Below are 19,833 nucleotides of genomic sequence, written 5' to 3' on the forward strand. Positions count from 1 at the left end.
GGTCGCGCGGGCGAGTGCGGGTCCGGCGTCGAGGACGTGCGGCTTGACGTGGGCGGCGAGCGCACGGCGGACGTGACCGGGGATGTCCGCGCAGGCGACCGAGCCCCCACAGGGCGTCGCAGAACAGGACAGTGTCGATGCGGTGTTCGGTGATCAGGTCTCGGATCTGCCGGGTCAGCCTGCTGTCCTGGTAGGTGATGGCGCGCCGCAGAACGTCGTCGTCGCAGGGGAAGCGCACGTCATCGAGGCGCAGGTGCGCGATGGCGACGCCGGGAAGACCGGGGCTCTCGGGCTGGGGCGCGGCGGTGGCGATGACGGGCCGGTGGCCGCCTTGGGCGAGGCCGAGGGCCAGGGCCGCCGTCGCGCGTTCGATGCCGGCCGGGGCGTCCGGGGTCCAGGAGACGAGGACCAGCAGGACGCCTCGGGAGGAGGCGGCGGTGATCACCGGGAGTTCACCCGCCGCAGGGCCGGGACGGGCTGGGTCTGGCCCTGCGGCTGGATCTCCCAGGGGAAGACGACCCAGTCGTTGACGGTCCAGGCCCACCGGTGGGGGTTCTGCGGGCAGCCGCGGTTGCGGAACAGCGCCGCCGTCATGATCGTGGCATTGTCGGCGAGCAGATGGTGTAGTGCGTCGGTGACGGCAGCGAACGTCGCTCCCGTGCCGATGATGTCGTCGACGAGGAGCACCGTGCCGGTGAAGCGGGCGGGCAGCGTGTCCGGGAGGAGGACCCGGACGTCGCCGGTGGCCTTCTGGAACAAGGCGTCGCTCGTGTTGTGCCGGGCGGTGACGGCGTGAAAGGGCGTTTTCAGGTAGTCGGCCATAATCCGGGCCGGCTCGATGCCGCCGGAGGCGATGCCGATCACGCAGCCGACCGCCGGTTCGATGCCGACGACGGACTCGGCGAGCAACCGGGCCGCGTCGAAGCACTGGTAGCGCGTCGGCGCGAACGGAATCCGCCGGGCGAAGACCCGCCGCGCAGGGTAGGGGGCGTTGGTCATGAGCTGCTCCCGGAGGTGGGCAGGCGGAGGTCGGCCGGGCCGGTGACGGGGACGAACGCGGAGATGCCGGTGGCGCCCCGGGTGTTGCGCCAGGCGAAGCCGTCGGCGCGCAGGACCGTGAAGCCGCCCGCGCTGTGCCGGGTGCGCAGCCGGACCCGGACGCCGGCCGGGACGGTCAGCGGGCCGACGGTCTCCTGGGCCTGGTCGTCGGTGAGCATCTGCTCGGCGGCGAGTGCGGCGCCGTCGCCGATGGGGAGCATCTGGAGGAAGGACACCCCGCCGGCGCCGAGCTGGGCGGCGAGGTTCAACAGCTCCTGGGCCTCGTGCTTGTTGGCCTGCATGAGGACCATCTGGAGCTGGACGAACAGGCCTTCGGCGACGGCGGCGCGGATGCCCGTGATGGCGCGCCGGTAGCTGTCCTGGCCGCGCCAGGTGTCGTGGGTAGCCGCGGTGGCGCCGTCGAGGGAGACCCGGATCGCGTCGAGGGCGCCGGCGAGTGCCCGGGCTCGGCGGGCGAGGTGCCAGCCGTTGGTGGTGCAGCTGACCACGCTGGTGCCCCGGCTGCGGATCGCCCGTGCGAGGTCGGGCAGTTCGCGCAGCAGCAGCGGTTCGCCGCCGGAGATGTCGACGCCCAGGACGCCCGAGGCGGCGATGTGGCGCACGAGGGCGCGCCGTTCGGCCTGGGTGGACTCGCGCACGGTCTTGTCGTCGAGGCACTGGGGGCAGGCCAGGTTGCAGCGCACGATCGGGGACCAGCACATGCTCAGCGGGTAGTCGAGCGCGAGGGCGGCCGGGTCGGCCAGGGGCCAGGCAGCGACCTGCTGGTCGTCCAGGGCGACGCAGCCACTCGGGAGCGGTTGGGGCGGAAGGTGGTTGGTGCCGACCGCCGGGTCGTGAACGACGGTGGCGTCGTCGAACGTGGCGGCGGCGAAGGTACGGATCATCGGGTGATCACCTCGGCGTCGGTCAGGTGCTTGTCGGCAGTGGCGGCGAAGGCGCGGACCTGTCCGGCGGGTGCGGGCAGGGACAGCAGGTGGCGGTAGCGGGCGAGCGTGGCGGGCCAGGTGGCGAGCTTGGCCTGCCATTGGGCGGCGGCGTCCGACGGGTCGAGGTGGAAGCCGACGGCCTGGCGCAGCGGGATGACGAGGCAGCCGGCGGCGATCAGGGCCGCGCCGAGGTGGGTGTCCTCCATGCCCCAGCCCAGCGCGCCGAACTCCTCGTCGAAGCCTCCGACGTCCACCAGCTGCTGGCGAGGCACGGCCAGCAGCGCGGTGACTGCCATCCTCGGCAGGTCCCAGTCGTAGTAGAACCGGCCGTAGCCGAGGTTCTGGAAGTCGTCGGTGGCGTCCAGCGGTCGCCCGTCCAGCTCTTCGGTGAGCGTGATGCCGGAGTACGGCAGGACCTTGCCGACCGGTGGTGTCCAGATGACGCGGTGGTCGGCCGCCAGGAGCGGAGGCCCGTCGGGCAGCCGCACCCCGTTGCACGGCGCCGCCTGGCAGGGGACGTTGTGCCGGAACCCCGTCAGCACGGTGTCGTCGGAGGCCCGTGCGGCCACGTCGGCGATCACGTGGGAGGGCAGCACCATGTCCGCGTCGACGAACAGCACGGTCGGGGCCTGGGCGAGGCGGGCCCCGGTGTTGCGCGCCGCGGCCGAGCCGCGTCGCTCGGCCAGGCGTACCGCGGTGGTGACCGCCGGGTGCCGGCGGGCGATGTCGAACGTCTCGTCCGTGGACGCGTCGTCGACCAGGATCACCTCCACCGCGGCCGCGTGCTGCTGGGCGCCGAGCGCGTCCAGCACCGCCGGGAGGGCGTAGGCGGTGTTGCGGGCGGGGATCACGACGGACAGTCGTCGGCCGGCGCTGGCACCCGCGGGGGTGGGCTGGTGCCAGCCCACCCCGGTTCGCGCGGTGAAGTCCGTCGTGAAGTACCGGTGGGCGTTGGCCTGGGTCCCGAGCGTGTCCGCGAGGCTGGTGTGCATCATGGCCACCTCCATTCGTCGAGCACGGCGGCGGCCTGCGGCCAGCCGCGAGGGTCGGAGATCCAGTGCAGGGCCGGGCGCTCCGGCAGGGCCAGGAGATCGGCGAGCAGGATCAGGTAGTCGGGTTCGAGGACCAGTAGCACCCGCCGTGGGGCGCCGTTGGCGGTGAAGTCGCGGCGGATCTGTTCGGCTACCACCGGGCGTAGCTGCCGGGCGAGGCCGGCGTCGAGCCGCTGGTCGTAGGGCGCGAGAAGGTCGTCCGCCCGGACCAGGCCGTAGGCGGCGGACAGGAAGCGGATTCGGGTGCGGGCCTCGCGGTGCCCGGCGAAGCGGGCGTTCAGCTGCGGGGCGATGCCGCCGGTGTACCGCTCCAGGGCGGGCAGCGGCCGGGACTCCGGCGCCTTGCGGTGCGAGCAGCCCGCGATCACGAGGTCGCCGATCACGCCGCTCTCACCACCCTGAAGCCGATCCCAGGCGAGGCGAGCTCGGCGGGCGCGGCGTTCAGGAACGTGCACCTCGCATACAGCGGCAGTGAGTTGTAGGAGCCGCCGCGGATCACGAAGCCGTCGCCGATCGTGGCCGACGACGTCCACTCCCAGCAGTTACCCGCCATGTCCCACAGGCCGCTCGGAGTCCGCCCGTGGGGATGGGAGGTCACGGGGGTGGGTCGTCCGCAGGCGCCACGTAGGTTCGCTCGCGATTCGTCCGGCTCCTCGCCGCCCCACGGGTACAGACGGCGCTCGACGCCGGAGGCCGCCCACTCCCACTCCTTCGACAGCGGCAGCCGGCCGCCCAGGTCGGCCGCGATCCGGGCCGCCTGCGCATGGGCCACTGCGACCAGCGGCCGGTGGTCCGACCCGAGCCCAAGCTGGAAGGGCGTCAGCGGTGTGGCCGTCCACTCCAGGTCGGCCACCTTCACCGGCTTCCGCCGGTCGCCGAACAGGCACGTTCCACCCGCCACCGGCACCCAGACGAACGAGCGTCCGGCCAAATTCGCGGTCATCGCTCGCCCTCTCATCCGGCGATCAGGAACAGGTCTTCGGCGTTCGCCCCGGCCCAGACCTTCGACTTGGCGAGGTTGGGCCACAGTCCGCAGCAGGCCAACGCCTTGGTGACGGCTTCGAGGGCCTCGCCGGCCTGTTCGGCGCCGTCGCAGAAGACGCAGTAGTTGTCCGCGAACCGCACGACGCGGTACCCGGCCAGCCGTGCGTCCGCCCGGGACAGACGCAGGTTGATCAGCAGCGGCGCCAGCGCCGTCCCCGGCATGATCGGGAAGGGCAGCGGTTCCAGCACCCGCTCGAACAGGCGCAGGAACGAGCCGTCCGCGACGTGCTCGGCCAGCCAGCCGGTGACCTTGGTCGCGCTCGATCCTTCCGACACCCTGCGCACGTCCACGTCCACGACCCACCGGCAGCCCTCACGCAGGTGTCGGTCGGCGTCGCGCAGTGCCGAGATCCGGTTGCGCCCGGCCCGATAGCCCGAGACCCAGTCGGCGAACGCCCGCTGCTCCAGGACCGGCTCGACGGCGTTGCGCATCGCCCGCTGCACGACCCGGTCCGCCACCGTCGGGATCACGGATACGAACGTCTTGCCGGTGTACGAGGTGATCTCGACCTCGCGCACCGGGCTCGGAGTCCAGGAGCCGGCTCGCAGTTCCTCGGCCAGAGCCTTCAGCCGGCCGCCGAGGTCCTGCCGGAACTGGGCCCAGCTCATCCCGTCGGCCCCTGGGGCGCCGGCGCGGCGCATGCAGGCACGTGCCGCCCTCTTCAGATGCCGGACTTCGACGAGGAACGGCATCAGCGAATGGGCGCGTAGTGCAAGGGAGTTGGCTATAGTGGGATGTGCCTGAGCGGCATGCAGGATCCCGCTCCCCTCCGCACCGAGTGCTTGGCCGCTACCCAACACGAGCGGCCTCGGGGAGCCGGAACGACCGCGCCGCTCAGGCACCTTGCTGTTCTCAGCGGCCACGCTCGTCCTCCCAGAGCAGCGTGTGCAGCCGCGGCGTGAGGTTCCAGCCCCGGGCCAGGACTTCGTCCGCCAGCGCCCGCATCCCGCCGAGCACCGCTTTGCTGCTCGTGCCCTCCGGCATGATCCACACCTCGGGGAACGAGAACTCCTCCGCCAGGGAGGCGACTTCATCGAGCTGGCCGGCCTCGCGTACGACGAACTTGAACCGGGCCTTGTCGCAAGCCGCGAACGCCCGCAGCGCCTCCGGGTTGATCCGCCGGTCGCCGGGCGCGGCGAAGGCCTCCAGCTTCGGCGAGACGTTGAACCCGGACACCGCTTCGACCAACCCGGGCCGCGGGCTGATGGTCCCGTTCGTCTCCACCTCCACCCGCCGCCCCGGAAGCAGTCGCACCAGGTCGACGACCGCGTCCTGCTGGAGCAGCGGCTCGCCCCCGGTCACCACCACCAGCCGCGACAACCAGGACATCACCCACGCTGCGAGGTCCTCGACACCGATGCGGGTGGAAACCTCGCGCGGGTCGAACCGCGACCAGTCCCACGTCTCCGGGGTGTCGCACCCCGGACAGCGCAGGTTGCACCGCGACAGCCGCACGAACAGAGCCTGCTGCCCGCAGCTCGGGCCCTCACCCTGGAGCGTCGGCCCGAAGCACTCCGCCACCAGCAGCCCCCTGCCGCCGGCGAGCTTGCCGCCCGACAGGCTCACCGCTCCTCCAACACGAACTCGGCCCAGCTGCTCGCCGTTTCCGACACCCGAACCGACACCAGCCGGCCCGGCAGCCCCGGTTCCAGCTGCTCCACGAACCAGCTGGCCAGCCACGCGGCGAGGTTCTCCGACGTCGGCGCGACCGGCAGGACGTCGTTCAGCACCCGGTGATCGAGCGTGCCGTCGATCATCTTCTTCACCGGGCCGAGATCGCCGAAGTCCGTGACGAAGCCCGGCCCCACCAACCGGTCGGCCGCGAGCACGAACACGGCCTCGTAGGAATGGCCGTGCATCCGGGCGCACTGGTGCCCCACCGGCAGGCTGGACAGGAAGTGCGCGGCCTCGAACCGGAACGTCTTCGCGATCCGGTACCGGCCGGGCAGCACGAGCCCGCTCATCGGGCCACTCCCGACGACGCGGCGGCGTACACGGTCGGATCATCGACGCCGGCCAGCTCGAACGCCTCAATCCGCTCGGTGCACGTCCCACACGTCCCGCAGTGCAGCGCGCCGCCGCGGTAGCAGGACCAGGTCTCCGCGAACGGCACACCGACCTGCTCGCCGACCCTCACGATGTCGGCCTTCGTCTGACCGATGAACGGCGCCAGCAACTGGAAGTCCTCGGGGATGAACCCCTCGTTCCCGACCCGGGCCACCTCGGCGAAGCGGTCGAAGAACTCGGCGCGGCAGTCCGGATAGACGGAGTGGTCGCCGGCGTGGGCACCGAACGCCACCGCGTCCGCACCCGAGGCGACCGCCACACCCAACGCGACCGACAACATGATCGCGTTCCGGTTCGGCACCACCGTGCTGCGCATGCCCTCCGCGGTGTAGTGGCCGTCCGGCACCGCGATGGTGGCGTCCGTGAGTGCCGAGCCTGACAGCAGGCGGCCGAGCCCGCTCAGGTCCACCACCTCGTGGCGGGCCCCGAGACGGTCCGCGATCAGCACCGCGAAGTCGAGCTCCTTCCGGTGCCGCTGGCCGTAGTCGAAGGAGAGCAGCGTGAGTCGGCTGCCGCCGCTGGCGAGCCAGTAGGCCACGGTGGTGCTGTCCAGCCCACCAGAGGCGATCACCACCGCGTGACGCGGGGGCGCTTGTACAGTCATCTCCATACATCTTTCTCGTAGTCCTCCAGTACGGAGGGCGGAGTGAGTTCGTGCGGCTTGGCCAGGACGCAGCCGGTCTTCTCGAACAGCCGGCAGATCTGACAAGGCGCGAAGGTGTGTACGGGTGCGGTTGCTCGGCTACGCGGTCGTTCCCGTGAACGAGGCGTCCGGGGCGCCCGGGGCGAGGACCACGGTGGGTTCCTCGGACCTGTCCAACTGGTGGTCGATGAGCAGGCCCAGCAACGTCAGGCCCAGGAGGTTCCCGGCCAGCCAGCCCGCTTCGATCGCGGCCCCCAAGCGGTTGGAGAGGCGCGCCCGCCGGTGCTGCGAACCATTGCCCGAATGCAGGCCGCTGATCTCCTCGCGAGCTTCGCGCCGTGCGACGGCCGTGCCACTGAGAGAGGGCGACTTCATGGTCAGTCTCCGCGGATGCGCAGGTGAATTCCGCTCGTCCGGAAGAGCCGGGTGAGCGGATGGGAGCTCAGAATGCCTTGCAGAAAGGGGACATGATCAGACCCGAGCTGGACGTCTCGGGACGTCCTCTGTATCGTCCTGAGGCCTCAGTACGTCCCAAGACGTCCTACTCGGGAGCGCAATGGCGAACGAACGTCTCCGATCGGCTCTCGTCATCCGAGGCGTTACGGAGAAGGAGCTGGCTGAGCACTGCGACGTGGACGCCAAGACGGTGGAACGCTGGATCCTCAAGAACCGCGAACCGTACCGGCGTCATCGGCAGGCTGCAGCGGCCAGGTTGCAGATCGACGAGGACTATCTCTGGCCGGACGCGAAGCCTGAGACGCAACGCCGGGACGAGTCGGACGCCGAGATCGTCCACCTCTACCCGCACCGCTCCTCCGTCCCGCCAGAGCTGTGGCTCCAGCTCGCCGAGCGCGCCACGGTCGAGATCGGCGTCCTTGTCCATGCGGGCGTCCACCTTGCGGAGAACCCGCGGTGGCACCGAACGCTCGTCGAACGGGCGCGAGCGGGGGTTCGCGTCCGTCTGCTGCTGGGCGACCCGGACAGTGCCGAGGTCGCGCGCCGGGGCGAGGAAGAGGAAATCGGCGAAGGCGTCGCGTACAAGGTACGCGAGGTCATTAAGCTCTACCGCCCGCTCTACGGCACGCCCGGCATCGACTTCCGATCCCACCGCTCCACACTGCACAACTCCCTGTACAGGTTCGACGACGAGATGCTCGTCAATACCCAGATCTATGGCGTGAGTGCCCCGTTGACCCCGGTGCTCCACCTGAGGCGCGTCGCCGGCGCCCAGCTCGTCTTGACCTACCAGCACAGCTTCGAGAAGGTCTGGGCGAGTGCCGTTCCCCTACCGAGGCAGGCATCGTGAGCCGTACCGACTACTTCGACGACCCGGGTGCCCCGAAGGCCCAGCGGATCGTCCCCGCCGTCACCGCCTTCGTGGTGAACGACCGCGGCGAGCTGCTTCTCGAAAGGCGCTCCGACAACGGCCGGTGGGGGATGCCGGGCGGGGGCCTCGAGATCGGCGAGAATCTCCCAGGTGCCGTCGTTCGCGAGGTACTTGAGGAGACGGGCATCGAGGTCGAGGTCACCGGCCTCGTCGGCACCTACAGCGACCCGGGGCACGTGATCGAGTTCTCCGACGGGGAGGTCCGTCAGGAGTTCTCCCTGTGCTTCCGGGCGAGGCCGGTCGGAGGTGAACTGAGCGCCAGCTCCGAGTCCTTCGAGGTCCGGTGGGTACCGCGCGAGGAACTGGAGGCGCTGGACATCGCCCCGACGACCAGGCTCCGCCTCGCTCACGGTTTCCGGGAGGAAGCGGCCCCCTACCTCGGCTGATCAGGCGCAGCCGGCTTCGGCGAGGCGCTTGGCCACGCGGTCGACCATGGCCAGGAAGGCGGGCCGGGCCGCTGACACCGCGCGGTGGACGACGTCGTCCGCGTCGTACCGCCGAAGCACTTCGTCGAGCCTGGACACGGGTTCGACGACGGTGCCGTCGGGGCCGCTGGTGACGTCGCAGTAGGTGATCGCGTCCAGCAGCTCCGACGGCGGCCGGCGGAAGACCGCCAGCTCGGCCGACAAGGCCAGTTCGGCCACTTCCCATTCCGACGAGGAGTGGTAGGCGACGAGCGAGCAGACCATCGGATCGACACCGAGGTGGCTCAGATAGCGCGCGCCGTCGATCATGTGCTGCCCCGTGTCGACCACGGAGGCGGCATAGCCGACATCGTGGAGGATCGCGGCGACAGCGACCAGATCGGCGTCCGCGCCGAGCACCGGAGCGAGAAGCCGGGCCTGCTCAAGGACCCGGCACGAATGCGCCCAACGCGAGGGAATGCTCGCGAGCAGCGATTCGGCGGTCTGGTACGCGAGGCTCAGGTGCATCGCTCTAGGCTAAGGGCTGGGCTGTCCCGTAATTGAGCGGATCCGGCCCGCAAGGGCTCGCCCTTGCGGGCCGGCCGCAGCAGCCGCACTCCCCACCGTGCGAGCTCGTGTTCGAAGGCGCGGCCGTAGTATTGCCGGTCGCTGATCAGGATCTGCCCAGGCCGGGAGCCGGCGAGGTGGGGCTCGTCGCCGAGCATGCCGAGCACGGTCTCGCGTTCGTCCGCCTTCGCGCCGGTCAGCGCGAAGGCGGACGGGCAGGCCGTGCAGGGTGCAACCCGGGTGCAGACGCAGGCCCCAGAAGAACAGGGAGTGGCTGGCGCAGTAGCCGTACTCGGCCCAGCCAGCCAGGTCGGATCGCTGGGCCGTCTCCGGTGCGCGACCGCATTCCACCGCCCGGAGTCGACGACCCACACGGTGTCGGCCCACAGCAAGGTATCCCCTGCGAGGAAGCGATTGCCCCGGGCGATCAGGTCGGCGGCCTTGCGCAGTCGCCAGTTGTAGCCCGACTGCGTGGGCAGGTACGGAAACAGGTGGCGCAGCTAGGCGGTGGCGCAGCACGCGCGGGGATTGCTCCCAGGCCGCCCGAAAGCTGAACATGAAAGAAGCGTCGGCCCCGCACGCGCGGGGATTGCTCCAAGACCCAGCCCCTCGCCCCGTTCCTGCGCGAGTCGGCCCCACGAGCGCGGGACCGACACCTGACCCCGCGCACTGTCAACAACTCCGAGCAACCCCCGCGAGCGCGGGGCCGACGAAGCCCTTGCCCGTGGCCACGAGGTCACCACGGAGCAACCCCCGCGAGCGCGGGGCCGACTTCTGCATGCTGGCCTGGAAATCGCCGGCCGTCGAGCAACCCCCGCGAGCGCGGGGCCGACACTGGGAGGGAGTCCCGGTGATGGCGAGAGCCAGAGCAACCCCCGCGAGCGCGGGGCCGACCCTACCGGCCGTAACCCCCGGTCGTCACCGTCGGAGCAACCTCCGCGAGCGCGGGGCCGACCCTACCGGCCGTAACCCCCGGTCGTCACCGTCGGAGCAACCTCCGCGAGCGCGGGGCCGACGTCAGCCAGTACTCGGCATCGGGCCCCTGGACGGAGCAACCCCCGCGAGCGCGGGGCCGACCCATTCGCGGGCTCCCGAGCTCGGTTCAACCGGGAGCAACCCCCGCGAGCGCAGGGCCGACATGCGCCACGCCATGTCGACGCCCATGCCCTCGGAGCAACCCCCGCGAGCGCGGGGCCGACCCGCCGGGTGTCACCCCCAAGCGCCTGCGCCGGGAGCAACCCCCGCGAGCGCGGGGCCGACTCCAAGAGGAGCGCCGCCACAGGACCGCAGGTGGAGCAACCCCCGCGAGCGCGGGGCCGACTTGCTGGACACCCGTACCTGCACCGACTGGACGGAGCAACCCCCGCGAGCGCGGGGCCGACTCCAGCGCGAAGTCGTGCCCGCCGGAGAACGAGAGCAACCCCCGGAGCGCGGGGCCGACACTTGCTGACCTGCGGTGATCTGCCTTAGCCGGTGCGTTCTGAGTTATCTCGATTGGCTGTCAGCTTCTCGAGGAAGCAGAGAATTGTCTCATCTCTCTTTGCTGCTGGCCGAGTTGTCAGCCTCGCGCCCTGCGCTCCTGAATCCTATCTTGCATGGGAGGTCGGACGATGGTCGATGACCGCTGGCGGCGGTATCCACCACAGGTCAGGGGTTGGCTCGGTGTCTTGTGGGGCAAATCCGCCGGGCAGGCCGGCGGCACTGCCAACCTGCTGCTGTCGCACATGCTGGACACTGCCGCGGTCGCGGAGATCGTCTGGGACCGCTACCTACCGCCGGTGACACGGTTGGGTCCGGACGCCCTTGTGGGCGGTCAGGGTAAGGGGCGATGCCTGTTCGCCTGGCTGTGTGGGATTCATGGCTGCGGCAAAGCCACCCCTGGTGTTCCAGTACCTTGATGCGGTCGGCGAGGATGAAGCCGCAGTTGATGTATCGGTGCGCGGCACCGGGGTCGGCGATCGATCCCTCGCCGCAGATCAGCGGGGTCAGGTCCTGGCTCCGGTTCTGGCACTGGTCCAGGTGGGGCATCCCGACCCCATGGCTGGCACGTGCGCCCGGGTCCGGCTCCCTGTGGTTGCGACTCGGTGACCATTCGTCAGATCACCTGTCGCACGGCCGTGCGAACCGGCATCCTGGCGACATGCGGTGGATCCGGCGCGCGGCACGGGTCACGGACGGCGACCTCTTCCAGGCGTGGCTGTACGGCGGTCTCACACTGGCGGTCGACCTGCGCCTCCTGGCCATCGTTCGGGACGCACGCACCGGCGCGTCCCTCGTGTTCCTGGCCTCGGCCGGCGCCCTGGCCGGATTCGGCCTCGGCGTCCTGCTCGGACGCCGCCGGGGGTACCGCCGGTGGACGGCGGCGACCGTGCCCCGGCCCGCCCTCCGCCTGGTGCGGTGCGCGACGACGGGGGCCCTCTACGCCCACCTCGTCCTGCCGGCCGTCCTCGTCGTCGACGTGGTCCGGCACCCGGACCACGTCATTCTCTACCTGATGGTCCTCGGCGCCTGAACCCGGCCCGCCCCGGCGCTCTCCTGCGCCTGCCCGGGGAGGGCGGGCGGGCCGTCCTCGGTGTGCATGGTGGCGCGCGCCCGCTGGACGTACCGGTCGATCAGGTGGCGTAGCACGCTGACGGTGGCGGCGACGTCCGGGTCGGGGATGCCGTCCAGTGCGCCGGCCAGTCCGGTGATGTTGGCCTGTTTCAGCCGGTCGAGCACGGCGTGTCCCTCGGGGGTGAGTTCGACCTGGCGGGCCCGGCGGTCCGTCGCGTCCTGGGTGCGGGCCACCAGCCGCTGGCCCTGGAGGCGGTCGATCTGCCGGGTGACGTGGGAGGACTTGACCATGAGGCGGTGGGCGAGGTCGGTGACCCGGCTGGCGCCCTCGGCTTCGGCGAGCGCGCGCAGCAGGTAGATGTCCGAGCGGGCGGCGGTGATGCCGGCCCGGGCCATCTGGCGTTCGTGCTGCTGTGAACGCGTCAGGAGGTAGGCCAGACTGGCCAGTACGGCCTCCAGGTCCGAGGTGGTGGTCCGTTCGTCTACGGGGTCTTCGGCGTCCGACATGCAGGAACCTTAGCGATCCGGTGCGGGTCGCGGCGGTGGTGTGGCGGTCGTGCGGTGCCGGTGCGGGCCTCTGACCGGATTTCGGACAGATTCGTTCGCCACCCGGCGGGGCCTTTCGCCGCCACGGACCGCGAGTTAGCGTGACGATGAGTTAGTTGCTTAAGGCACGCAATGAACCCGGGGGCCGCTGCACCACCCCGCTGCACCACCCCGCCGCGCCACCCCGCCACCCCGCCACGCCCCCACCAGCCGCCGGCACACCAAGCTCCGGGAAGGGAGCCCCCCATGGCCACGGCCGCACCCACCCCCCGCTTCACCCACCCCGCCGCCCGCGGCGCCTGCCCCTTCGCCCCGCCCCCCGCCTACCAGCAGGCCCAGCAGGAGGAGCCGATCAGCCGCGTCTCCCTGTGGGACGGCACCCCCAGCTGGTTCCTCACCCGCTACGACGACATCAAGGCCGTCCTCGCCGACCCCCGCTTCAGCTCCGACGCCACCCGCCCCGGCTTCCCCTTCATCAGCGCCGGCGCCCGGCAGCTGGGCGCCGGCCAGGTCACCTTCATCCGGATGGACGACCCCGAACACGCCCACCAGCGCCGGATGCTCACCGGCGAATTCATGATCAAGAAGGTCGAGGCGCTGCGCCCCGAGATCCAGCGCATCGCCGACCGCCTCCTCGACGACATGACCGCCGGCCGCACCGAGGCCGACCTCGTCAGCGACTTCGCCCTGCCCCTGCCCTCCCTCGTCATCTGCCTGCTCCTCGGCGTCCCCTACGAGGACCACGCCTTCTTCCAGGAGTGCAGCCGCGTCCTGCTGCGCCGCGACTCCGCGCCCGAGGACGTCGACGCCGCCCAGAAGCGCCTGGCCGACTACCTGGTCGCCCTCACCGAGACCAAGCGCACCGCACCCGACGACGGCATCCTCAGCCGCCTGGCCGAGCGCGGCGAGCTCACCACCGAGGAGATCGGCGCGATGGGCCGCCTCCTCCTGATCGCCGGGCACGAGACCACCGCGAACATGACCGCCCTGTCCGTCCTCGCCCTGCTGCGCAACCCCGCCCAGCTCGACCACCTGCGCGCCCACCCCGAGTCCGTCCCCGGCGCGGTCGAGGAACTGCTGCGCTACCTGACCATCGTCCACTCCGGCCTGACCCGCGTCGCCACCGAGGACGTCGAGGTCGGCGGCGTGACGATCCGGGCCGGCGAAGGCGTCATCTGCATGGTCAGCACCGCCAACCGGGACGCCGCGCAGTTCCCCGGCGGCGACGAGCTCGACCTCACCCGCGACGCCCGCCGCCACCTCGCCTTCGGCTTCGGCACCCACCAGTGCCTCGGCCAGCCCCTCGCCCGCCTGGAACTCCAGATCGCCCTCGACACCGTCCTGCGCCGCCTGCCCGGACTGCGCCTGGCGGTCCCCTTCGAGGACGTCCCCTTCCGCGGCGAGATGCTCGTCTACGGCCTCCACGCACTGCCCGTCACCTGGTAACACCCCCAGCCCCCATACCAGTTCACCCACCCCGAAGGGAAAACCCGTGCTCGTCACCATCGACCAGGACAAGTGCTGCGGCGCCGGAAGCTGCGTCCTCGCCGCCCCCGACGTCTTCGACCAGCGCGACGAGGACGGCATCGTCGTCCTGCTCGACGCCCGCCCGCCCGCGGACCTCCACCAGGCCGTCAAGGACGCCGCCGACGTCTGCCCCGCCGCCGCGATCCGCCTGGAACTCGCGTGACCGCACTGCGGCGGATCGCCGTCGTCGGAGCCGGCGCCGCCGGACTGCACACCGCCGAAGCGCTGCGCCGGGCCGGCTACGACGGCCGCCTCACCCTCGTCGGCGCCGAGGACGCGCCGCCCTACGACCGGCCGCCGCTGTCCAAGCACCTGCTCTCCGGCCAGTGGCAGCCCGAGCGCCTCACCCTGCGCGAGCCCCACGCGCTGGCCGAGCTCCGGCTCGACCTGCGCCTGGGCGTGGCCGCCGCCGCCCTGGACCGCCGGGCCCGCACCGTCCGCCTCGCCGACGGCCACGAGGTGCCCTGCGACGCCGTCGTCATCGCCACCGGGGTCCGCCCGCGCCGCCTGCCCGGCGCCGAGACCCCGCTGGCCGGCGCCCACGTGCTGCGCACCCTCGCCGACGCCCTCGCCCTGCGCGAGGACCTGCGCACCGGCGGCCGGCTGCTGGTGGTCGGTGGCGGACTGCTCGGCGCCGAGGCGGCGGCCACCGCCGTCGCCCTCGGCGCCGAGGTCACCTGGCTGGTCTCCACCCCCACCCCGCTGGCCGGCGTCCTCGGCACCGAGACCGCCGCCCTGCTGGCCGGCCTGCACCGCGAACACGGCGTGCGGATCCACGTCGGCACGGCCACCCGGGTCCTTGAGCGCGGCGGGCGCGCCACCGGCGTCCGCCTCGCCGACGGCACCGACCTCGCGGCCGACAGCGTCCTGATGGCCGTCGGCTCCGAACCCGCCACCGGCTGGCTGGCCGGCAGCGGCCTCGCCCTGGCCGACGGCGTGCTCTGCGACGCCTACTGCGCCGCGGGCGACGGCGTGTGGGCCGCCGGCGACGCCGCGGCCTGGCCCGACCCGCACACCGGCCGCCACCGGCGCCTGGAGCAGCGCACCAACGCCACCGAACAGGCCCTGCACGCCGCCCGCAACCTCCTGGCCGGCCCGGACGGCACCCGCCAGGCCTACACCCCGGTCCCGTACCTGTGGACCGACCAGTACGGCCTGCGGATCCAGGCCTTCGGCCGCCCCGGCGCCGCCGACCGCTTCGAACTCGTCGACGGCACCGTGGCCGAGCACCGCTTCGCCGCCGCCTGCGTCCGCGACGGACGGGTCGTGGGCGCGGTCGGCATCGCCGCCGCCAAGGCCCTGCGCGGCCTGCGCGCCCAGGTCGCCGCCCACGGCCCCTGGCCCCCCGACCAGGCCTGACCCGGCCGTAGGGGGCGCGTATAGTCCGGGGTCTGATGATCATTCGTATTCCAATTCTTGGGGTTCCCTTGAGCAACACCTCCATCAGGCGGCGCGGCGCGTTCCTGTTCGCGACCACCGCCCTCGTCACCGCCGGCGTCATGGGCGGCACCGCCCAGGCCGTGCCCAACTCCGGCTCGCTGTGGGTCGGTTACGGCAAGAGCAACACGTACGCCAGCGTCAAGTGCGTCCAGCAGATCTCCAACTCCCTGCACTACCAGACCGGTTACCACACGATCGACGTGGACGGCTCGTTCGGCCCCGACACCGACGGGGCGGTCAGGGCCATCCAGAAGTGGGCGAGCCTGGACCAGGACGGCGTCGTCGGCCCGCGGACCGGCGACGCCATGATCACGGCCACCAAGGACGCCTACGGCTGCTACCCGTACCTGCCCACCCTCAAGTGACACCCGCCGCCCGGCCCTGGTAAGCATCGGGCGCCGATGGGCCCCGCCCCGCCTCCGGGCAGGGCGGGGCCCGCACCGGGGGAGCGGTCCTGCCGCGACGCGGCCTACCGGCCCAACGGTCATGCGGCTACCGTTAGTTGGCGCGAGCTATCGAATCCCACGCTGGTGAACGCGCCGACCCGACTTTCCCCGGCCGTCTCTCGTCCCGGTCCGCCGACGCCCGTCCTGCCCGATACCCGGCTGCGGCCGCGGGGGCGGTGGCACTAGCCTGGCGGCTTCGCGGAGTGGAGGAGGGGTGCGGTGCTGGTCATGCCGGGGCGGCGGACGTCGACGATGGAGCTGCTGGCCGCCGAGGCGGCCGGCCGGGGGATGCGGGTCCTGGCGGCGGAGGAGGCGGGCCAAGACGCGGGACCGGTTGCGGGTCCGGTGCACTGGTACGGCGGGCCGCTCGCGGGTGCGCGGCTGGCGGAGCGGCTCGGGTTCGCGCTGCTCGAACCGGCCGACGACTGGCTCGCCGAGCTGCCGGCGGAGTTCACCCGCCGGGACGTCAGGGCGGCAACCCTCGCGGACGCGTGGGCGCTCGACCGGCCGACCTTCGTCAAGCCGCCGCGGGACAAGTCCTTCCCGGCGGACGTCTACGCCGACGGCTCCCGCCTGCCCGCCGGCCTGGACCCCGCGACACCGGTGCTGCTCTCCGAGGTGGTGACGTTCGCGGCCGAGTACCGGCTGTTCCTGCTGGACGGGCGGATCGCCACGGCGAGCCGGTACGCGGTGTTCGGCCGCCTCGACCCGCGACCGCTCGACGGCGACCCCGCCGCCACGGAGATCGCCGAGTTCGTCGCCCGACTGGTCGCCGTGGCCGGCCCCACCCTGCCGAGCGCCGTCGTCCTGGACGTCGGACAGCTCCTCGACCCCTACCGCCCGGGCCACCGCTGGGCCGTGGTGGAGGCGAACATGGCGTGGTTCTCGCACGCGTACGCCGCCGATCCGGCACGTGTGCTGGACGTGGTGCTGCGCGCGGCGGGACCGCGCGAGCGGGTGCGGCCGCAGGACCTGCGCTTCGTGCGGCACCCGGAGTACCCGGATTACCCAGGGCAGTGAGAAGGGCCGGGAGACGTCGCCCCGGCCCCTCCCTCAGTGGCGGATTCCGGCGAACCCGCCGGTCGGCTCAGACACACTCCCACCCGTACGTCGACTCGGACACACATACGCTGGTGTTCAGGTGGCCGTTGATGCCGAACGCGTGCGAGCCGGGGTAGTAGAGGTCGGACGTACCGTTCATGTAGACCCGGTAGTCGGTCCAGGGCCCGCGGAGCGTGAAGAAGACCGTGGAGACGTCCTCCGCACGGTTGTAGGACACGCCGTCGACGCAGATCTGCTCGCCGTAGCCGTTCATCGGGCTGCAGCGGGAGGACGCCTGGGCCGGGGCCGCGATCGCCACCGTTGCCGCGAGCATCGCTCCGGCCATCAGGGCAGCTCGAACTGTGCGCATGTGGTTCTCCCTTGTGCGGTGGATGGCGCCGGGAAAATTACGCTGTCGGCCGTCGAGCGCGACGGGACCGCCCGCATCGACATCCAGCATTGAAACAGCGGGGGCAACGGTGGGCAAGCCTTCCGTCAAAATGCGTCCGACCAGCTGTAATTGACGGACAGACGTGCCGCAAGAGACACTTTTCCGGACTGAATGACAGGTAAGTGACATAGCATCATAATGACCTTGACCTGGGGGGATGCTGCGCTGGATCGCTCTTGTGCCGGTCCCGGAAAAGCTATTCAGGTCGATAGTCGCGCATACGGGGAAAATTCCCCAGACCTGCCTTTCCGTGGAATGTTGAATTCCTGAGGGACAAGGTCGCCGCCGACCGCGTAACCGAAGGCCGGAACCGCGCGGTCCGATCCCTCGTCACCTACGGTGGCCGGTCGCCCGAACCGGCCTGACCGGGGGAAACGTGTTCATGTCGCTGCCGTGGACCGCCGCGCGCCGACCGTGGCCGCACCCGAACGACCGCACGGCGAAAGGCCAGCAGACATGAGCACGCACACCGACAGCGCCACCGGGCAGCCCGAGCAGCCCCCGGCGCAGCCCGCCGGCCCCGCGGTGTCCCGGCGGCGCCTGCTGCGGATCGGGGCCGGCGTCGCGGGCGGCGGGGCCCTGCTGGGGGCCGGTGCCGCGGGCGGGATGCTCGCCGGGTGGCTGCCCGGCGGGGTGGCGCTGAAGAAGGCGCTGGGCATGACCGGCACGGACGGCACCGTGCCCGACGCGGCGCCGGGAGCGGTGCACGTCGAGCAGGTCCGCTCGGCGGCGCGCGGCCGGAACGTCACGATGGTGACCATGCTCCCGCCCGGCGCCACGGCGAGCACCAACCTGCCGGTGTGCGTGCTGCTGCACGGGCGCGGGAACGACGCCCAGGGCATGGTGACCCTGGGCCTGCCGCAGTTCCTGGCGGCCGCGGTCAAGGCCGGCGTGCCGCCCTTCGCCGTCGTCGCGGTGGACGGCGGGGACGCCACGTACTGGCACCAGCACGCCCCCGGCGACGGCGACGACCCGCAGACGATGCTCCGCGAGGAACTCCCGGGCTGGCTGCACGCCCGCCAACTGCCCACGCCGCGCGCCGCGATGGGCATCTCGATGGGCGGCTCCGGCGCCCTGCAGTACGCGATCGGCCGCACGCACGCCGGCCGCAACCTCGACGCCGTCGCGCTGCTCAGCCCGGCCGTCTTCCGCACCTGGGCGGACGCCCGCACCACCGGCGGCTACGCCGACGAGACGGACTGGCAGGCCCACGAGCCGGCGCTGCGCCTCGACGGGATGCAGACCGGCGCCCTCGGCGTGTGGTGCGGCCAGGAGGACCCGTTCTGCCCCGCCGCCCGCGAGGTCGCCCGTCAGGCCCGCGCCCGCGAGGCGCACTTCCCCGACGGCCTGCACACGGACGGCTTCTGGCGGCGGGTGCTGCCCGACGCGTTGTCCCTGCTGGGGCACACCCTGGCCACCGCTGGTGGCCAGTAACGGGAGATCAGGCCCGTGCTGCGACATTGCGACTCCCCTGCCTGGCGCCCGAGGCAGGGGAGTGCGGCGAGCCCCGTCATCGGTACGTCCTTCCCGGTTCGGCCCACGCCCACATCCACGCACTGTGTCGACCGGCCGTGCCGGCGTCTGAGGTGAGGCCGTGGGCTGGCCCGGTGAACGCAGCCGACCCGTAACAACTCGCCATCCGCTTCGGTGAATTCTTCGTCGAGTGCCGCCGCCTTGGTGCCCGGTGCCCGGTGCCCGGCGACGACTGGCTGACCCCGGTCTGCGCCCTGGCCGATTATGTGACAGGACCCTTCTTTGTACAGACCCAAAACTCAGGGTGAAAGAGGCTTAGTAGGGAAGCAGGTTGGAGGTGTCGAGGGAGAAGCTGAAGGGCTTGGGGACGTGGATCGGCTGACCGAAGTCGGCATCCTCCCGCATTCGGTAGCGATCGCCGTCGATTTCTTGGAAGAGTGTGGCAGTCTTCTGCTTTGCATCCACGACCAGGTAGAGCGGGATTCCCATGAGCGGGTAGTCACGGAGCTTGCCGGTCCAGTCGTTCTCGGGGTTCGACGGGGAGACGATCTCAACGGCGATCAGCGCCAGCTCCGAGGGGGTGGTGTTTTTGCCCGTGGTCATGGCGTCGTCAGGCAGATAGGTCAGATCGGGGTTGCGTAGTTTCGAGACCTGGGGGGAGTAAAGATCTGTGTTGTTGCTGAATAGGTAACCGTCCGGGGCGTGACGTTCGAACTGGCGCTGCACAATGGCGAGATTCCGCTGGTGAATGTCGGTGGGCGACGCCTGCATGATGACGGTGTCGCCAGAAAATTCGACCTTCCAGTCCGACGGGATCGTGCGACGGACTTCCTCGATCATCTCGAGATGGCGCGGGTCGATACTCAAGGAGTCCTCCTAGGATGTCTCGGATATCTTACAACCGCTGCTGCCAGGGCAGGCAGAGGACAGGGCGTTTCAAAGTTCTGACTGGGCGTTTCGTCCTTGACTTTGGTGGCTCAGGTTCCGTGTCACGTCGGGGTGCTCTCGCCGGTGAGCTGACGGGCCATGAGGCCGACGATCTCCACGTCGATTCCAGGGTGCGCCGATGCGGCCGTGCTTCTCCCGGGTGGTCTCGGCGGTGATGCTGACTCGGCTGTGCCCCGGGCCGTTGCCCTGCCGGGGTGACCGAGAAGACGATCAACCGTTACCGCGGGGCCGTGGAGCCGCTGCTGGGGCCGGGCGAGG

The 19,833-nt window shown here is 71.4% G+C and carries 24 protein-coding genes, 1 pseudogene and 1 CRISPR repeat array; of the genes and pseudogenes, 10 read left to right on the forward strand and 15 right to left on the reverse strand.

Annotation, left to right across the window (positions count from 1 at the left end; genetic code table 11):
- Positions 1 to 441 precede the first annotated feature (441 nt).
- From ACFVU9_RS23105 to ACFVU9_RS23150, 10 genes are all read right to left on the reverse strand, one after another.
- The gene (locus ACFVU9_RS23105; RefSeq protein WP_387596018.1) at positions 442 to 999 is read right to left on the reverse strand and encodes a phosphoribosyltransferase; all 558 of its coding nucleotides are present in this window, start codon (positions 997 to 999) and stop codon (positions 442 to 444) included.
- Complete coding sequence (locus tag ACFVU9_RS23110; protein WP_387596021.1) at positions 996 to 1,943, reverse strand: radical SAM protein; 948 nt, start codon at positions 1,941 to 1,943, stop codon at positions 996 to 998. Before ACFVU9_RS23110 ends, ACFVU9_RS23105 begins: the two co-directional genes overlap by 4 nt.
- Positions 1,940 to 2,980: a glycosyltransferase family 2 protein gene (locus ACFVU9_RS23115; protein ID WP_387596024.1), complete on the reverse strand. Its 1,041-nt coding sequence runs from the start codon at positions 2,978 to 2,980 to the stop codon at positions 1,940 to 1,942. The genes ACFVU9_RS23110 and ACFVU9_RS23115 overlap by 4 nt, the downstream gene beginning before the upstream one ends.
- On the reverse strand, positions 2,977 to 3,420 hold the full coding sequence (locus ACFVU9_RS23120) for a hypothetical protein (protein ID WP_387596027.1): 444 nt from the start codon (positions 3,418 to 3,420) through the stop codon (positions 2,977 to 2,979). Before ACFVU9_RS23120 ends, ACFVU9_RS23115 begins: the two co-directional genes overlap by 4 nt.
- Positions 3,417 to 3,980, reverse strand: a complete 564-nt coding sequence (locus ACFVU9_RS23125; RefSeq protein ID WP_387596030.1) for a formylglycine-generating enzyme family protein — start codon at positions 3,978 to 3,980, stop codon at positions 3,417 to 3,419. The genes ACFVU9_RS23120 and ACFVU9_RS23125 overlap by 4 nt, the downstream gene beginning before the upstream one ends.
- Positions 3,981 to 3,991: 11 nt before the next feature.
- Positions 3,992 to 4,690, reverse strand: a complete 699-nt coding sequence (locus ACFVU9_RS23130) for an RNA-directed DNA polymerase (protein WP_387596033.1) — start codon at positions 4,688 to 4,690, stop codon at positions 3,992 to 3,994.
- 244 nt (positions 4,691 to 4,934) lie between these two features.
- On the reverse strand, positions 4,935 to 5,648 hold the full coding sequence (locus tag ACFVU9_RS23135; protein WP_387596036.1) for a 7-carboxy-7-deazaguanine synthase QueE: 714 nt from the start codon (positions 5,646 to 5,648) through the stop codon (positions 4,935 to 4,937).
- The gene (locus tag ACFVU9_RS23140; RefSeq protein WP_387596038.1) at positions 5,645 to 6,034 is read right to left on the reverse strand and encodes a 6-pyruvoyl tetrahydropterin synthase family protein; all 390 of its coding nucleotides are present in this window, start codon (positions 6,032 to 6,034) and stop codon (positions 5,645 to 5,647) included. The genes ACFVU9_RS23135 and ACFVU9_RS23140 overlap by 4 nt, the downstream gene beginning before the upstream one ends.
- A gap of 8 nt (positions 6,035 to 6,042) precedes the next feature.
- Positions 6,043 to 6,753 carry a 7-cyano-7-deazaguanine synthase QueC gene (queC, locus tag ACFVU9_RS23145; protein WP_387596041.1) on the reverse strand — a complete coding sequence of 237 codons (711 nt, stop codon included), beginning with the start codon at positions 6,751 to 6,753 and terminating at the stop codon, positions 6,043 to 6,045.
- Positions 6,754 to 6,891: 138 nt separating this feature from the next.
- A complete protein-coding gene (locus ACFVU9_RS23150; protein WP_387596044.1) occupies positions 6,892 to 7,167 on the reverse strand; it encodes a hypothetical protein in 276 nt (91 codons plus the stop codon).
- Positions 7,168 to 7,348: 181 nt separating this feature from the next.
- Between ACFVU9_RS23150 and ACFVU9_RS23155 the strand changes: the two genes are divergently transcribed.
- Entirely contained in the window at positions 7,349 to 8,098 is a 750-nt protein-coding gene (locus ACFVU9_RS23155) for an XRE family transcriptional regulator (RefSeq protein WP_387596047.1), read from the forward strand.
- A complete protein-coding gene (locus ACFVU9_RS23160) occupies positions 8,095 to 8,565 on the forward strand; it encodes an NUDIX domain-containing protein (protein WP_387596050.1) in 471 nt (156 codons plus the stop codon). The genes ACFVU9_RS23155 and ACFVU9_RS23160 overlap by 4 nt, the downstream gene beginning before the upstream one ends.
- Here ACFVU9_RS23160 and ACFVU9_RS23165 read toward each other — a convergent pair whose 3' ends face one another.
- Both ACFVU9_RS23165 and ACFVU9_RS23170 read right to left on the reverse strand, forming a co-directional pair.
- The gene (locus tag ACFVU9_RS23165) at positions 8,566 to 9,111 is read right to left on the reverse strand and encodes an HD domain-containing protein (protein WP_387596053.1); all 546 of its coding nucleotides are present in this window, start codon (positions 9,109 to 9,111) and stop codon (positions 8,566 to 8,568) included. It abuts the gene before it with no gap.
- A 38-nt stretch (positions 9,112 to 9,149) separates the two neighbouring features.
- Positions 9,150 to 9,650, reverse strand: a pseudogene (locus ACFVU9_RS23170) (transposase); the annotation flags it as partial.
- A 4-nt stretch (positions 9,651 to 9,654) separates the two neighbouring features.
- Positions 9,655 to 10,591: direct repeats of the CRISPR family, unit length 28 nt; unit sequence GAGCAACCCCCGCGAGCGCGGGGCCGAC.
- A 283-nt stretch (positions 10,592 to 10,874) separates the two neighbouring features.
- Here ACFVU9_RS23170 and ACFVU9_RS23175 point away from each other — a divergent pair.
- Complete coding sequence (locus tag ACFVU9_RS23175) at positions 10,875 to 11,048, forward strand: HD domain-containing protein (RefSeq protein WP_387596156.1); 174 nt, start codon at positions 10,875 to 10,877, stop codon at positions 11,046 to 11,048.
- A 242-nt stretch (positions 11,049 to 11,290) separates the two neighbouring features.
- Entirely contained in the window at positions 11,291 to 11,662 is a 372-nt protein-coding gene (locus ACFVU9_RS23180; protein ID WP_387596056.1) for a hypothetical protein, read from the forward strand.
- Here the strand turns inward: ACFVU9_RS23180 and ACFVU9_RS23185 are convergent.
- Positions 11,638 to 12,210 carry a MarR family winged helix-turn-helix transcriptional regulator gene (locus tag ACFVU9_RS23185; protein ID WP_387596059.1) on the reverse strand — a complete coding sequence of 191 codons (573 nt, stop codon included), beginning with the start codon at positions 12,208 to 12,210 and terminating at the stop codon, positions 11,638 to 11,640. The genes ACFVU9_RS23180 and ACFVU9_RS23185 overlap by 25 nt on opposite strands.
- A 285-nt stretch (positions 12,211 to 12,495) precedes the next feature.
- Between ACFVU9_RS23185 and ACFVU9_RS23190 the strand changes: the two genes are divergently transcribed.
- The 5 genes from ACFVU9_RS23190 (at position 12,496) to ACFVU9_RS23210 (ending at position 16,682) form a co-directional block, all read left to right on the forward strand.
- Positions 12,496 to 13,695, forward strand: coding sequence for a cytochrome P450 (locus ACFVU9_RS23190; RefSeq protein WP_387596062.1), 1,200 nt, complete (start codon positions 12,496 to 12,498; stop codon positions 13,693 to 13,695).
- A gap of 46 nt (positions 13,696 to 13,741) precedes the next feature.
- The gene (locus ACFVU9_RS23195) at positions 13,742 to 13,939 is read left to right on the forward strand and encodes a ferredoxin (protein WP_380440429.1); all 198 of its coding nucleotides are present in this window, start codon (positions 13,742 to 13,744) and stop codon (positions 13,937 to 13,939) included.
- Positions 13,936 to 15,135 (forward strand): NAD(P)/FAD-dependent oxidoreductase, encoded by a 1,200-nt coding sequence (locus tag ACFVU9_RS23200; RefSeq protein ID WP_387596065.1) that lies wholly within the window; start codon positions 13,936 to 13,938, stop codon positions 15,133 to 15,135. The genes ACFVU9_RS23195 and ACFVU9_RS23200 overlap by 4 nt, the downstream gene beginning before the upstream one ends.
- Before the next feature lie 68 nt (positions 15,136 to 15,203).
- Positions 15,204 to 15,581 (forward strand): peptidoglycan-binding protein, encoded by a 378-nt coding sequence (locus tag ACFVU9_RS23205; RefSeq protein ID WP_387596067.1) that lies wholly within the window; start codon positions 15,204 to 15,206, stop codon positions 15,579 to 15,581.
- Between the two features lie 333 nt (positions 15,582 to 15,914).
- Positions 15,915 to 16,682, forward strand: a complete 768-nt coding sequence (locus ACFVU9_RS23210) for an ATP-grasp domain-containing protein (RefSeq protein WP_387596159.1) — start codon at positions 15,915 to 15,917, stop codon at positions 16,680 to 16,682.
- Between the two features lie 67 nt (positions 16,683 to 16,749).
- Here the strand turns inward: ACFVU9_RS23210 and ACFVU9_RS23215 are convergent, their stop codons facing one another.
- Positions 16,750 to 17,073, reverse strand: a complete 324-nt coding sequence (locus ACFVU9_RS23215) for a hypothetical protein (protein WP_387596070.1) — start codon at positions 17,071 to 17,073, stop codon at positions 16,750 to 16,752.
- A 537-nt stretch (positions 17,074 to 17,610) separates the two neighbouring features.
- On the opposite strand from ACFVU9_RS23215, the gene ACFVU9_RS23220 reads away from it, so the two are divergent.
- On the forward strand, positions 17,611 to 18,588 hold the full coding sequence (locus ACFVU9_RS23220) for an alpha/beta hydrolase (protein WP_387596072.1): 978 nt from the start codon (positions 17,611 to 17,613) through the stop codon (positions 18,586 to 18,588).
- Positions 18,589 to 18,942: 354 nt separating this feature from the next.
- On the opposite strand, the gene ACFVU9_RS23225 is transcribed toward ACFVU9_RS23220, so the two are convergent.
- Positions 18,943 to 19,494, reverse strand: a complete 552-nt coding sequence (locus ACFVU9_RS23225; protein WP_387596074.1) for a Uma2 family endonuclease — start codon at positions 19,492 to 19,494, stop codon at positions 18,943 to 18,945.
- Between the last annotated feature and the right edge of the window lie 339 nt (positions 19,495 to 19,833).

The sequence above is a fragment of the Kitasatospora sp. NPDC057936 genome (assembly GCF_042887525.1).
Classification (GTDB): Bacteria; Actinomycetota; Actinomycetes; order Streptomycetales; family Streptomycetaceae; genus Kitasatospora.